The sequence below is a fragment of the Microbulbifer sp. ABE4_465 genome (assembly GCF_056160765.1).
Map to the genome: position 1 here is coordinate 18,990 of NZ_JBSWXV010000001.1, position 13,955 is coordinate 32,944.

A 13,955-nucleotide genomic window follows, 5' to 3' on the forward strand; every position below is an offset into this window, starting at 1 on the left:
TTGAAAGAACTCGGTGAAAGAACTCAGTAAAAGAACTCAGTAAAAGAACTCAGTAAAAGAACAACAGCGGGAGAAAGAAATGCGAGCACTGGTATGCGAGGCCTTCGGCCCGGTTGAAAACCTGACAATCCGCGACTGGCAATTGCCGGCCCTGAAGCCCAACGAGGTGCGACTGGAAGTGCACGCGGCGGGCGTTAACTTTCCCGATGGACTGATGGTACAGGGCAAGTATCAGGTAAAGCCCGAGCTTCCGTTTGTAGCCGGTGGTGAATGCGCCGGCATCATTCGCGAGGTGGGAGAATCCGTAAAAGGTTTCTCTGTGGGTGACCGGGTAATCGCCATGCCCGGGCTCGCTGCCTTCGCCGAACAGGTCAATGTGGACCACAAGCTGCTGATGCCGATGCCTGCGGAACTGGACTTCCAGCAGGCGGCAGGTTTCTGCATCACTTATGCCACCTCTTACTACGCGTTCAAACAGCGCGCCCAGTTGAAAGAGGGGGAAACCCTGGTGGTACTCGGTGCCGCCGGCGGTGTGGGTGTCACGGCTATTCAGCTAGGCAAGCTCATGGGCGCGCGGGTGATTGCCTGCGCCTCCACAGATGAAAAGCTCGCGTTCTGCCGCGACCTGGGTGCGGACGAAACCATCAATTACAGCAAGGAAGATCTTAAGGATCGTATCCGCGAACTGACCGATGGCAAGGGCGCAGATGTGATTTACGATCCGGTAGGTGGTGACTTTACCGAGCAGGCCTATCGCTCCATTGCCTGGGGCGGACGTTACCTGGTGATCGGCTTTGCCGCTGGCGATATTCCCAAGATGCCGTTGAACCTGCCACTGCTAAAAGCGGGGGATATTCTCGGTATTTACTGGGGCGGCTGGGCCGCGCGAGACCCGAAGGGCAATATGCAGAACTTCAGTGAACTGCTGGGTTATGTACAACAGGGGCGGCTTCAGCCCCTGACCACTGAAGTGTACAAATTGGAGGCCTTCACCCAGGCGTTCGCGGCAATCGGGGAGCGCCGTGCGCGAGGGAAAGTCGTGTTAACCATGGCCCAACCCGAGGGTTAATCAGGGCAAAATACGGCAGTGCTGCCGGGCCTTGTTGGCCAAATCTGCGGGCAAGGTATCCGCTGTACCAGAGCGTTGCTGACGTCGCCACTGAGCGCACAATTGCATATAGCTTCCGGCTTCCACTTCTGTTCTCAGTGCATGCCACTTGTCTGTGGCTATCTGTGCCGCGCCGGTTTTCGATCGATAGCGCTCTGGCCCTGCGGTCGGAATCTGGCCCGCATCGGCTAACCCGGACTGACCGGGAGCCGCGCCGATATACTGCGCCGGGTGCAATAACACCACTACAATGGCGAGCGCACTGAAGCTGGATGCTGCCTTCGAGAGCAGGCCACTGCTTTGGCGTTGTGGGCGCGCAGGGCGGAGGGGCTTCACTCCCCGAATACCGTTGAGTACCTTGTCGTCCAGCGCTGTCGGAGTCTGAATTTCCGAAATGGCGCGCCGGTACGATTTTTCCCAATGTTTGCTGCTCATGCTCGCGCTACCTCAGCAGGTGAATTCGCCGTGGATGAATTGCCAGAAACGGAGTTGCCATCCGCCTTTTTCGTACCCCACGGGAAACGCGGTCTGGATTTTCCGGATTCATCTGCAGTCGTGGGTTGTGACTGCGCAAGGGCTTCCTGCTCCGCGGCCTCTCTGGCAAGAGTGACGCTGGATTTCCAGGGCTTGCGGGCACTACCGTGGAGGTTGAAGGCTACTGACTGTCGTCCGTCTGCTAGCTCCTGGCGGCACAGGGCGAGAGATATTCGCTCTATATCGGCGACGGTCGCCAGCGACAGGTTGCACTCATTGAACAGCAGGAAAATATTGCGCTGACGTCGCGGCAATTGCTGGACCGCCTTGAGTACTTCTGAGCCGTCGAATACGGAATGCAAGGATGGTTCGTCCGGATCGTAAGGCTCAGGCGCTGCGGTATTGGTTGAATTCAATAGTCGATTCAATCGGATAAACAGCCAGTTCCTTAGACGCTGGCCGTGTAGCGCAGGCGGCTCCTGGAGCAGGTTTAACCAGAACTCTTCCATCAGGGATGTACAGCGGCCCAGGTCCATCTGGGCACAGTAGCGAAACAGAGGGTCTCTGTACCGCTGGTAGATTTCCCGAAAGGCTTTCGGATTGCGAGTGTTGTAAAACTTTTGCAATAAGTCTTCATCACTGAGACTGCACAACTTGTCCGCAAACATGGGATTTGCCTCCTTGGCTCCAATTCCCATTGTCACTTACTCGGTTGCACACCCCCCGAAGATTCCGTTTCGGGAGTACATCGATGAACCAGTAAATTGTCTGTTAACGTTATTTCGCCGCAACATTCACGCGGCGAATACCACTCTCTGACTCAGTGTTTTCCGTATTTTGTTTTTCCTGCAGGCGGCGCATATGCGCTGCTTTTCGGCTCCGGGACTTTTTCTGTGGTCCCTTTTACGACGCTTTCCTCGCGCTCAGGTGGGTCTCTCAGTTCTTCGCGACTTTTGCGCCATGAGCCTAGAAAAATCGTTCCAAGCCCCAAAAGAATTTCATCTACAAATGGCACGAAATCGGGAATGATCAGGTCGATCAGAAACAGGGCACACATCCACTTGAATAACTGTGGGTGCTTTAGCTTACGCGCGTAATTGAGAAACCAACCGACAAAAGCACTGGGGAGAACACGCTTCATAAACTGTGTGAGGCTGCTTTGAGGACCGTGTTGGCAGTATAGCCCGGAGGGGGCAGACCGGTATCTTGTGAAAAGGTTCCGTGTTTGAAAAGGCGCAAGGGCTGGCGTTCCATCCTTTTTTCTGCGGCCCTTCTCGTGACATGCGAGGCGCGGCAGTAGACTGAAAATTGAGCAATTTCAGGTGTTGACGGGGGACCGGTAGCGGAGGGGTAGCGGCAACTGTTCCGGGCCCAATTCGGCGCGTAAGTCCTTGAGTTTGATGCCGACCCCGAGTAGCCGGATGGGGTCGCTGCGCTTGTCCCAGCACTCTTGCAATAGTTGTTTAAACTCGCTGATGCGACCCGCTTTACTGGTTCGCTCGTGCGTGGATTGGGTGAAATCGGCATATTTAACTTTGACAATCGCGCCGGCTATTTCATAGCGGTCACCTAGTTTTTCAAGGCGCTCCTGTAGGCGGCCATACAGGTCCACCATTTGTTCCTGCCAGGCTTCTTGCACCGCGAGATCTTCGTTGAATGTGCACTCGACACTGACGCTTTTCCGGGACCCGTCGTTACTGACTGCCCTATCATCGATGCCTCGACACAGGTGATACAGGCGATTGCCGAACTTGCCGTATTTCTGCACCATTTCCACTAGACTAAACCGCCGCAAATCACTGCAGGTACGTATGCCCTCACGTTGCATCTTTTCCGCTGTTACTCGTCCGACACCGTGGATTTTCTTAATCGGAAGTCGCAGAACAAAGTCTTCCACAGCATTGGGCGGAATGACGGTAAGTCCGTCCGGCTTCTCCCAGTCACTGGCGATTTTCGCCAGGAATTTATTCGGTGCTACCCCAGCAGAAATAGTAATTCCGAGGTCTTCGCATACCCGTGCGCGAATTTCTTTGGCGATCAAAGTTGCGCTGCCACTGCAGTGAGCACTGTCAGTAACATCGAGGTAGGCCTCATCAAGGGATAGCGGTTCTATGGAGTCCGTATAGAGTAGGAATATATCCCTGATCTGTGCACTCACTTCCCGATATTTTTTCATGTTTCCCGGCACTACAATCAGATCAGGACACAGCTTTTTGGCGTGTGCTGTCGGCATGGCCGAGCGAACCCCGAAGCTGCGTGCCTCGTAGTTACAGGTAGAGATAACGCCCCTGCGATCACTGGCTCCGCCCACGGCAATGGGGCGCCCGCGTAAATTGGGGTCGTCCCGCATCTCTACCGAGGCGTAGAAGCAATCACAGTCGCAGTGGATGATTTTGCGCATGCTGGGATTATATCCAGTATTCAGGCGCAGCCAACCAGAATCTGTGCCGCCTGCGGCAGAGACGGAGGTGGATATGAGCAACATGCCATTGGTTAGCAAAACGACTGGAATACCGAATGAAGCGCAGGTGACCGCGGTGCTCGACGATGTGCGCACACAGCTGGGTTCTGTACCGAATCTGTTCCGCGCTTATGCCAACAACCCGACGATCCTGACCCAGCTCTGGGACCGGTATCAACATGTGATGCTTACCGGGCACCTGTCACCAAAGCTGAAGGAGGGGATTGCCCTGATGATCGCTGCAGATGAACATAGCGATTACGGTATTTCACAGCACAGCGCTTTGCTGCAAAAGCTCGGTGTAGACCCCCATGAGATTCTTCGCATTCGGACTGATCCGGATCACGCCCATTACAACCGGAAAGAGCACGCTCTACTGGAAGTCGCGCGCCACGGAAATAGCAGTCCCCATGATCACGGTGACAAGGTGGTTGATGCTGCCCGGGAGGCGGGTGCCAGTGATGCGGAAATCCTGGAAGCCCTGGCAGTAGCGGGACTGGTGGCCGAACTGTGCCACGCCGCCTCATTCTTACATGTGCCCGTGGAGTAGGCTCCCTGCATTAGCGCTTCACTTCTGCTTGTTTTTTGACCGGGTAGAGAGTGGCGACGAAGTCATGGAGGCTGATGTGTCTTGTGTCACGATTCGAGGGGAATAAAGTCCCATAAATTTTGCCGTGTTTTTTTCAGATTGTCAGCGCAATGCGAGCCCTACATAATCGGTCGTTTGTTCGACGACTTAATAATAATTTGGGGGTTGTATGGAGCTGTCCAAGCTCGGCGCAGTAGTCCTGCTCAGTCTATTACTTTCTGCTTGTGGCGGCGGGGGAGGTTCCGATGGTGGTGCATCGGGTAGCTCGTCCAGCAGCAGCTCGTCCAGTAGTAGCTCGTCTAGTAGTTCCTCAAGTAGTTCTTCTTCCAGTAGCGGCAGCTCTTCTGGTAGTGGTTCTTCCAGTGGAAGCTCCTCCGGCGGAACTGAACCGCCGGTGCAGGAGTTCGAGGTTACTGCTCAAGCCAGCGAGGGCGGTTCCATAGACCCGCTGCAGTTGATGGTAGAAGAGGGAGCCACCGCGGTATTTACACTTACTCCCGATGAGGGGTATGCCATTGATTCTGTTTCTGGTTGCGATGGCGTTCTGAATGAGCTTCAGTACGAAACGGCCGCTGTAGATGGTGTGTGTGAAGTCATCGCTACCTTCAAGATGGCGGACGTCGTGGGGCCCAGCGCGCGTATTTTGTTCCCCTGGAAAGTATCCCGCACAGAGAGTGGACTCATCCTGGTAAAAGGCACAGCGAGTGATGATGCCGGGGTTGCATCCGTCAAGGTCAATGGTGTTGAGGCGGAGATCAACCCAGTTGCGTCCCCCTTCGCAGTGAACCGCTCCGCCCCCGCTGCGTTCAGCACGGGCGTGTCCAGCAATACTCCTGCCGCTGAAGAGTCTGCGACTACCCAGGTTACGTGGGAAATCACACTGCCAGTGGAGGCCGGAGACAGTACTGAGCTCGTGGTGAGTACCGAAGATGGACTGGGGAACGTGGATGACTCCGCAGGTTTTGCGGAAGTGATTACCCGAAAAGTGCCCACCCGTTTCGTTATCGATGACGTTAATCGCCGGTTGGTGGGGCAGGCCCAGCGTGACCAGCTGATTTCCTATGGTCTCGATGATAATCAGTATCAGCCACATGATGTGGCGGAGCTCGGCTGGTGTGATGTGCTGACTTACCGCGGAGATACCGATAGCGTTGTCTGCGGAACTTTGAATGGAAGTTGGTTGTTGTTGTCTGAAGTTTCTCTGGAAACCGGCAGTAAATCCAGTCTAGCGCTGCGCGACCTCTCCTATGACACGAGTGAATGGAGCTTTGTACATTTGCAGGAAATGCGATCCTCAGCCGATAACGCGAGTCTTTACCTGCTATTCAAATATTTTTCTGCAGACAGTGATGTATCACATAAATCACAAGTCCTTCGATATGACTTTGGTGGTGACTTCACCTCGGTTTTCGATGGTGAAACAACCGATGGAAAGGTCGTAGCCTCAAATACTTTTGAGTTGCTGTCCGATGGTTTACTGGCGTTCACTGGCTATTGGGGGGAAAGCGATGCGGATGGATTGCGCAAGGTTGCCCTCGACGGGTCCGTGACGACGGAGATTGCCCCATCACCAAACCTCCTCTTGGCCGGTATTGCCGCAAATGCAGCGGAAACAACGGCCTATTTGGCGGGTTATGAGGGGATTGCCAGGGCTGACCTTGCTACCGGGGAAATCCATACGTTGTCCCTGGAGGCTGATGAGCTGGAAATGAACATCGATCAGATTCGCTCTGTTGGCCTGGATGAAGCCAATAACCGCTTGTTGATTGCCGATTCCGGGTTTGACTATGTAATGGCTGTGAACACCGAGACCGGTGAAAGGTCAGAATTCGCCGGCAACGGGGTTGGCAGCGGCAAACGTATGCTTGCTCCACGCGGTGTAGCGCTTTACGAAGAAAAAGGTAAAGCGTATTTGTTGGACGATGGCGGAAATGCTGCGGAGTATCTAATTGAAGTGGACCTGGATACCGGTGACCGGAGTATCCTGACCGGGTTTGATATGGAATGTAACCATACTGCCCAGGATGTAGTTCTGGATAAAACCGGCAATCGAATTTACGCAGTATTTGGCAGTACTATTTATAGCGTGAGCCCGGATGATGGCAGCTGGACCAGGTTTGTTAAAGGATATTCAGGATCTGACTGCAGTGGTGGGTCTGTGTTTGCTTTTACCGGAGCGACACTCGACGAGGAAGGGCGCCGTCTGCTGGTATCGGATACCAAGTTTAACGGCGTGCTGGCGTTTGACCTGGCGACAGGGGGCACGGATGTGCTGGTCCAGTCCGCCGAGAAGTTCGATGTGCCGGTAGACGTCGCCATTCACCCGGATTCCGGCCTGATCTACATATTGATGCAATCCGCAGATGGGCTTTACAGCTACAACCCGGAGTCTTCGGAAATCGTCGGGCTACTGGATAATTGCACGAATGCCCGAATCAATAATGAGCTTGATCCCGAACAAGGCGCTGTGCAAAGCCTGTTACTGGATGCCGAGCAAAACACATTGTGGATTTCTGGTGGCACACTCGGGAAGGCGGATCTGAATGGAGATGCCTGTAACGCCGAGTTTTGGAGTGTGAGTTCGCTGTTCGATATCGATATCACCAGCGACAAGCAGTTGTTGGGTACGTTTTTCAATGAGTTGAAGCAACTGGATTTTGATAGTGAGCAATCTGTCACCATTTCAAAGTAAGTAGTACCCGATTCTCTCGAGGGGCCGCGAGGCCCCTTTTTAGTACCCGTAGAATAGTGCCCGGAGAAACCGGATTTCTTTCACGCACAAAAAAGCCGTCTCGAAAGACGGCTTTTGGGGAAGTGTGTGCAGCGGGTTTATCGCTCCAGGTACTGCAATTTCCCTGTCTTCCCATCCCACTCTTCCGCATCCGGCAGAGGGTCTTTTTTCTCGGTGATGTTTGGCCACACCTCAGAAAGCTCGGCATTGAGCTCGATATATTCCTGCTGATCGTCCGGCACCTCGTCCTCGGAGAAGATGGCGTTGGCCGGGCATTCCGGCTCACACAGGGCGCAGTCGATGCACTCGTCCGGGTGGATTACCAGAAAGTTGGGGCCTTCATAGAAGCAGTCTACCGGGCAAACTTCCACGCAATCCGTGTATTTGCACTTGATGCAGTTTTCCCCAATTACGAATGTCATGCTTGTCCCTCGATAATGCTGATGCGTTGCCGCTGCCCGGCCGGCTCCGCATGCCGGAACCGGACCTTATTCTTGAAAGCTGCGGATTTTAGCAATAACTGGCGCGAATTGTAGTGGCTTTTGAGTCGAATTGGTTGGGTGCTTATAACAGTTTGCGCAGGGCGTAGAGCTGTTCCAGCGCCTGGCGCGGGGTCAGGTCATCCGGGTCCAGTCCTTCCAGGGCTTCTACCGCCGGGTGCGGTGCGCTGCCGAACAGGTCGACCTGTGCCGGAGCAGCGGGTTTTGGTTGCGCAGTCGGGGCTTTTGTCTCTGGTGCAGGAGTCGGAGCAGGAGCTGGCGTGGGAGCGGGCTCTGCAACCGGTTCGGTAACCGCTTGCTGTTGCGGGGCGCCCGGACCAGAGTCGCGAGTGGTGTGCCCGGCTTCCAGTGCCGCCAGCCGTGCCTTGGCTTCCTCCAGAACTTCCTGCGGAATCCCCGCCAGCTTGGCCACCTGCAACCCGTAACTCTTCGACGCCGGCCCCTCCTGAATACGGTGCAGGAACACGATGGAGTCTCCGTGCTCGGTGGCATTCAGGTGAATGTTGGCCGCATCCGAGCATTGCTGGGGCAGTTCGGTCAGTTCGAAATAGTGGGTGGCGAACAGGGTAAAGGCGCGCACCTTGTCGGCGAGGAAGTGCGCACAGGCCCAGGCCAGGGAGAGGCCGTCGTAGGTACTGGTACCGCGGCCGATCTCGTCCATCAGGATCAGGCTGTGCTCGCTGGCATTGCGCAGGATATTTGCAGTCTCGGTCATTTCCACCATAAAGGTGGAGCGGCCGCCGGCCAGGTCGTCGGCGCTGCCGATACGGGTAAAGATACGGTCCAGCAGGCCGATGCGCGCGCTGTCAGCGGGTACAAAGCTGCCGCAGTGGGCGAGCAGGGCGATCAGCGCAGTCTGTCGCATATAGGTAGATTTACCGCCCATGTTCGGGCCGGTGATCACCAGCATGCGGCGGCTCTCGTGCAGCTCGATATTGTTGGCCATAAACGGGTCGTCCAGCACCTGTTCCACCACCGGGTGGCGGCCGCCTTCCACGTGAATGCCGGGGGCCTCACTCAGCTCCGGCTGGGTCAGGCGCATCTGGTCGGCACGTTCGGCCATATTTGCCAGTACGTCCAGCTGGGAAACTGCCGCAGCGGCGGTCTGCAGTTCTGCGAGCGATTCGTTCAGGGTGGTGAGTAGCTCCTCGTACAGGAACTTCTCCCGGGCCAAGGCGCGGCTCTTGGCGGAGAGCGCCTTGTCTTCGAACTCTTTCAGCTCCGGAGTGATAAAACGCTCGGCGTTTTTCAGGGTCTGGCGGCGGATATAGTCCGCCGGTGCCTTGTCACTCTGGCCGCGGCTGATCTCGATAAAGTAGCCGTGCACCCGGTTGTAACCGACCTTCAGGGTGGGGATGCCGGTGCGCTCTTTCTCGCGCACTTCCAGCTGCACTAGATAGTCGCCGGCGTTTTCGCTGATACCGCGCAGCTCGTCCAGCTCCTCGTCAAAGCCGTCGGCAATCACGCCGCCATCGCGCAGCACCACCGGTGGGTTTTCTACCACCGCGCGTTCCAGCAGCTCCACGGTTTGTGGCCACTCACCCATTTCCAGGCTGAGCTGTTTCAACAAGCCGGCATCGGTTTCCGAGAGCTGACGCTGCAACTCGGGGAACTGGGACAGGGACATACCCAGGCGGGACAGGTCTCGCGGGCGCGCGGAGCGGAGGGCCAGGCGGCCGAGGATACGCTCCATATCGCCGATGGGTTTCAGGGCTTCGCGCAGGGGCTCGAAGCGGTAGTCCTCGATCAGTGCGGTGATCGCCTGCTGGCGTTGTTGCAATGTGTGCAGAGTGCGCAGGGGATTGTTCAGCCAGCGGCGCAGCAGGCGGCTGCCCATGGCGGTTTTACAGGCGTCGAATACGGAAAGCAGGGTGTTGTCGTCGCCGCCGTTCAGATTGGTATCGATTTCCAGGTTGCGGCGGCTGGCCGGATCCAGGGCCACGGTGTCTTCGCTGCGCTCGGTGCGCAGGGTGCGGATATGGGGCAGTTCGGTGCGCTGGGTATCGCGGGCGTACTGCAGCAGGCAACCGGCGGCACAGAGTGCTGCGTGCAGTTGGCTGCAGCCAAAGGCTTCCAGGTCCATGGTGCCGAACTGGCGGTTGAGCAGGCGCAGGGCGCTTTCCAGATCGAATTCCCAGGGGGCGCGGCGGCGCATGCCCGGGCGGCGTTCGATTTCCGCGGGCAGGGTGAGATCTTCGGAAACCAGCAGTTCGGTGGGGCTGTAGCGCAGTACCTGTTCTGCCAGATCTTCCAGGGTTTCCACTTCCTGCACGGCGAAGTGGCCGGTGCCCACATCCAGCAGTGCCAGGCCGAATTTCTCGCCGACGAGCACCGTCGCTGCCAGCAGATTGTCCCGGCGTTCGTTCAGCAGGGCCTCATCGGTCACCGTACCCGGGGTGACGATGCGCACCACCTTGCGCTCCACCGGCCCTTTCGAGGTAGCCGGGTCGCCAATCTGCTCGGCGATTGCCACGGAGACACCGGCCTTGATCAGCCTCGCCAGATAGCCCTCGGCGGCGTGGTAGGGAATACCCGCCATGGGAATCGGCTGACCGCCGGACTTGCCGCGGGCGGTCAGGGTCACATCTAGCAACTCCGACGCGCGCTTGGCGTCGTCGTAAAACAGCTCGTAGAAGTCGCCCATGCGGTAAAACACCAGCTCCTGGGGGTGCTCAGCCTTTATCTTCAGGTATTGCACCATCATCGGTGTATGTTCGGGCTTGGCGGTTTTGGCGGCTGTTGCGGGCATTTGTGAGAAATTCTTGTTAAATCAGTGGGTTATCTAGATGGCTCGGGCGCGAATTACCCCATTGCAGGGTGCCGCGAGCAAGCCGCTAAGGATACCAAAGCGCCATGGATCAGACTATCGGGATGAGGAAGCGCAGAGAGGGGACTTCCCGGTCATAGAGGTGGTCGACGGGTTGGCGTCCACTGTTCTGACGTTCAGGAAGGGAAATTCGAACAGGCTCGGTTTTGTAGGCAGTTCCTGTATATTGGCCGTCTTTCTATTTCCCTCACGGATAGCGATCAGAAAATGAAATACATCTTAGGTGCCTATGCCACCGCCCCAATCACCGAATCCTGGCAGCCGGAAGTTCAGGAGGAATACCTGAATGGCATCAAACAACTGAAGAATCTTCGGGGCCTTGAGCACCCATTTACCGGTCAGTTGCACGGCCATGATGATGACTGGTTTCTGCGTAATATCGGTCCCAATTGGGATTTTGTCTTTACCGGTGTACCCGGGGTGATGGGGTGTCTGGGAAAGAATGCGGCCTTTGGTATTGCCTCTGATGATGAGGCGGGTCGTGCAGAGGGTGTTGAGTTTTATCGCCAGATGCATGCCGCTGTACTGAAACTGAATGCGCACCTTGGCCGCAATGCGGTGGAAGCGGTGCAGCTGCATACCAGCCCCAACCGCACTGCGGCTCAGTCTTCCACTGCCGCGTTGAAGCGCTCACTGGAGGAAATCACTTCCTGGGATTGGCAAGGTGCGAATCTGGTGATCGAGCACTGCGACGCGTTTGTTGACGGTTTAAAGCCGGAGAAAGGTTTCCTTTCCCTGCAGGAAGAAATCGAATGCCTGCAGGAAATCAATCAGCGTAGCGAGCGCAAACTGGGCATCTGTATTAACTGGGGCCGTTCGGCACTGGAAACACGCAATACGGAAGGCCCACTGGAACACATTCGACTGGTGCGCGAGGCGGGGCTGTTGCGCGGGCTCATGTATTCCGGAATTTCCGATACCGATACCCCTTACGGTGTTTGGCGCGATACCCATATGCCACCGGCCGAAGTGTTTGAGGGCGGCCAGTTTGCCGAGGGTTCGCTACTCACGCGGGAACAGTTGGCGCTGACGCTGGAAGCGGCGGACTGGCAATCACTGGATTATCTGGGGGCAAAAATCGGTGTGCGCCCGGCGGATCTGGATGCTGCCGCGCGGGTTGCCTTTAACCGGGATTGTCTGGCGGCATTGGACTTGCTGACGTCGCAGTGATGTCGTTAACCTCATCGGTTTGTGGCTGACCACTGTTATCAAAATACTCTTGAAGTCGTTTCCTTGGCTACCTTGTTTGTCGCCTGGAGCGCACTAGTAGTAGTTCCGGTGGAGGGATTCTAGAGCGGTATTTGATAGCTCGGAGAATGTCTTCCTTGCCCTGGGGGACCATGTGGTAGGCTGGCAGCCAGTACTCGGCTTGTGGTTGTGCACTTCTATGGAACAGATCTTCTCAAACCCCATGGCCATGCTGGTACTGGTCGGTATCGTTTCGATTGCCTGTCAGTACCTCGCCTACATGCTCAAGCTTCCGGCAATTCTGCCGCTTCTTTTGGCTGGTCTGGCATTGGGTCCCATGACCGGTGTACTGGACCCGGATGCACTGTTTGGCGATCTGCTGTTCCCACTGGTTTCCCTGGCCGTCGCAATTATCCTGTTTGAGGGGGCGCTGACCCTCAAGCTTTCCGATCTTGCCGGGCACGGCACTATGGTGCGAAATCTCTGTACCCTCGGTGCTCTGGTAACCTGGCTGATCGCAACACCCGCTGCCTACTATATCCTCGGTATGCCCCTGCAGTTGGCGGCACTGTTCGGCGCCATTGTGACCGTTACCGGGCCGACCGTGATTGTGCCCATGCTCCGCACCGTACGCCCGAATACCCGGATTTCCAATATCCTGCGCTGGGAGGGGATCGTCATCGATCCGATCGGCGCACTGCTTGCGGTACTCGTTTACGAATATATCGTTGCCGCGCAGAACCCGTTTGAACACTCACTCATTTTGCTGTTGAAAGTGGTGGTGATCGGTTTTGGGTTGGGTTCCCTGATGGGACATTTTCTCGGAACCCTGCTGCGAAAAAACTGGGTGCCGCACTACCTGCGCAATACGGCGGTGCTGACATTGATGCTCGGCGCCTATGCGGCTTCCGATCTGATGGCCCATGAATCCGGGCTGCTCACGGTGACGGTGATGGGCATCTGGATGGCCAATATGAAAGGCCTGGATGTGGACGATATTCTCGAGTTCAAAGAAACTCTGAGCGTCCTACTGATTTCTGCACTGTTTATTTTGCTGGCGGCGCGGGTAGAGTTGTTTACGCTTGCCCAGCTGGGTTGGGGGGCACTGCTTGTGCTGGCCGCAATCATGTATATCGCCCGCCCGCTATCGGTTTTTCTGTCGTCGCCGGGATCCGGCCTCAACTGGCGGGAGCTCGCGTTGCTGAGCTGGATTGCTCCGCGAGGCATCGTCGCGGCCGCGGTCTCTGCGCTGTTTGCCCTGAAAATGGAATCCTTCGGATTGCCGAAATCCGAGTTGCTGGTGCCGATGGTATTCCTGCTGATCATCACTACGGTGGTTATCCAGAGTCTTACCTCAAAACCGATCGCCAAAGTGCTGGGGGTGAGGGCGCCGTATCCCAACGGATTCCTGATTTTCGGGGGTGGGAAATTCGCCCGCATGCTGGCAAAAGATCTGGTGCAGAAGGATGTGCCGGTCCGAATTGCCGATACCAACTGGGACACCATCCGCGAGGCTAGGATGGATAACATTCCTACCTACTACGGCAATCCGATTTCAGAACACGCCAGTCTTACCATGGATACTTCTACCATTGGCAAAGTACTGGTGCTATCGCCATACAAGCAGCTCAATCCACTGGTGACTTATCATTTTGAACACCTACTGGGGGACGATGCGGTATTTGGCCTGAGCCCCGGTGCACAGGAAGGACGAGCCAGCCATCAGATATCCGAGGAATATGCGCGGAAGTTGACCCTGTTTTCGGAGAATGCGACTTACAGCCGTCTTGCAAGCCTAACGGCGAAGGGTGCGACTATCCGGACAACGCGACTCACAGAGGAATTCACCCTGGACGACTACCGGGAAACCTACGGCAATCGTGCCACGCGACTTTACGCCGTGGACCCACAGGGGAAAATCCATATCTGCACCATAGGGCACGAGTTTGAGATAAAAGAGGATTGGCAGATTGTCAGCCTGATTGCTCCCGAGGAGGAGGTGGAAGCAGCAGCAAACGGTGCCGAAGCGGAAATGAAAACCGCCACCTGAACAGGTGGCGGTAAACGTTGATAAAAG

At 56.2% G+C, this 13,955-nt stretch carries 11 protein-coding genes; 5 read left to right on the top strand and 6 right to left on the bottom strand.

The window, feature by feature from the left end; genetic code table 11:
* Window positions 1-79: 79 nt before the first annotated feature.
* Complete coding sequence (locus ACXAG1_RS00070; protein WP_475118576.1) at window positions 80-1,069, top strand: NADPH:quinone oxidoreductase family protein; 990 nt, start codon at window positions 80-82, stop codon at window positions 1,067-1,069.
* Here the strand turns inward: ACXAG1_RS00070 and ACXAG1_RS00075 are convergent, their stop codons facing one another.
* The 4 genes from ACXAG1_RS00075 to dinB all read right to left on the bottom strand — a co-directional run bounded on the left by ACXAG1_RS00075 (window position 1,070) and on the right by dinB (window position 3,983).
* Window positions 1,070-1,543 (bottom strand): hypothetical protein, encoded by a 474-nt coding sequence (locus tag ACXAG1_RS00075; RefSeq protein WP_475118577.1) that lies wholly within the window; start codon window positions 1,541-1,543, stop codon window positions 1,070-1,072. It abuts the gene before it with no gap.
* Window positions 1,540-2,250 (bottom strand): RNA polymerase sigma factor, encoded by a 711-nt coding sequence (locus ACXAG1_RS00080; RefSeq protein ID WP_475118578.1) that lies wholly within the window; start codon window positions 2,248-2,250, stop codon window positions 1,540-1,542. The genes ACXAG1_RS00075 and ACXAG1_RS00080 overlap by 4 nt, the downstream gene beginning before the upstream one ends.
* 152 nt (window positions 2,251-2,402) lie before the next feature.
* Complete coding sequence (locus tag ACXAG1_RS00085) at window positions 2,403-2,723, bottom strand: DUF6116 family protein (RefSeq protein ID WP_475118579.1); 321 nt, start codon at window positions 2,721-2,723, stop codon at window positions 2,403-2,405.
* A 177-nt stretch (window positions 2,724-2,900) separates the two neighbouring features.
* Window positions 2,901-3,983 carry a DNA polymerase IV gene (gene dinB, locus ACXAG1_RS00090; RefSeq protein ID WP_475093445.1) on the bottom strand — a complete coding sequence of 361 codons (1,083 nt, stop codon included), beginning with the start codon at window positions 3,981-3,983 and terminating at the stop codon, window positions 2,901-2,903.
* A 73-nt stretch (window positions 3,984-4,056) separates the two neighbouring features.
* Here dinB and ACXAG1_RS00095 point away from each other — a divergent pair, with 73 nt between their 5' ends.
* Together ACXAG1_RS00095 and ACXAG1_RS00100 are read left to right on the top strand one after the other, a co-directional pair.
* Entirely contained in the window at window positions 4,057-4,593 is a 537-nt protein-coding gene (locus ACXAG1_RS00095) for a carboxymuconolactone decarboxylase family protein (RefSeq protein ID WP_475093444.1), read from the top strand.
* A gap of 208 nt (window positions 4,594-4,801) precedes the next feature.
* Window positions 4,802-7,324 carry an InlB B-repeat-containing protein gene (locus tag ACXAG1_RS00100; protein ID WP_475118580.1) on the top strand — a complete coding sequence of 841 codons (2,523 nt, stop codon included), beginning with the start codon at window positions 4,802-4,804 and terminating at the stop codon, window positions 7,322-7,324.
* Between the two features lie 137 nt (window positions 7,325-7,461).
* On the opposite strand, the gene fdxA is transcribed toward ACXAG1_RS00100, so the two are convergent.
* Window positions 7,462-7,785, bottom strand: a complete 324-nt coding sequence (fdxA, locus tag ACXAG1_RS00105; RefSeq protein ID WP_043317038.1) for a ferredoxin FdxA — start codon at window positions 7,783-7,785, stop codon at window positions 7,462-7,464.
* Window positions 7,786-7,927: 142 nt separating this feature from the next.
* Window positions 7,928-10,612: a DNA mismatch repair protein MutS gene (gene mutS / locus ACXAG1_RS00110; RefSeq protein ID WP_475118581.1), complete on the bottom strand. Its 2,685-nt coding sequence runs from the start codon at window positions 10,610-10,612 to the stop codon at window positions 7,928-7,930.
* 285 nt (window positions 10,613-10,897) lie between these two features.
* On the opposite strand from mutS, the gene ACXAG1_RS00115 reads away from it, so the two are divergent.
* Together ACXAG1_RS00115 and ACXAG1_RS00120 are read left to right on the top strand one after the other, a co-directional pair.
* Window positions 10,898-11,860 carry a DUF4862 family protein gene (locus tag ACXAG1_RS00115; protein WP_475118582.1) on the top strand — a complete coding sequence of 321 codons (963 nt, stop codon included), beginning with the start codon at window positions 10,898-10,900 and terminating at the stop codon, window positions 11,858-11,860.
* A 217-nt stretch (window positions 11,861-12,077) separates the two neighbouring features.
* Window positions 12,078-13,928, top strand: coding sequence for a cation:proton antiporter (locus ACXAG1_RS00120; protein WP_475093439.1), 1,851 nt, complete (start codon window positions 12,078-12,080; stop codon window positions 13,926-13,928).
* Window positions 13,929-13,955: the final 27 nt, after the last annotated feature.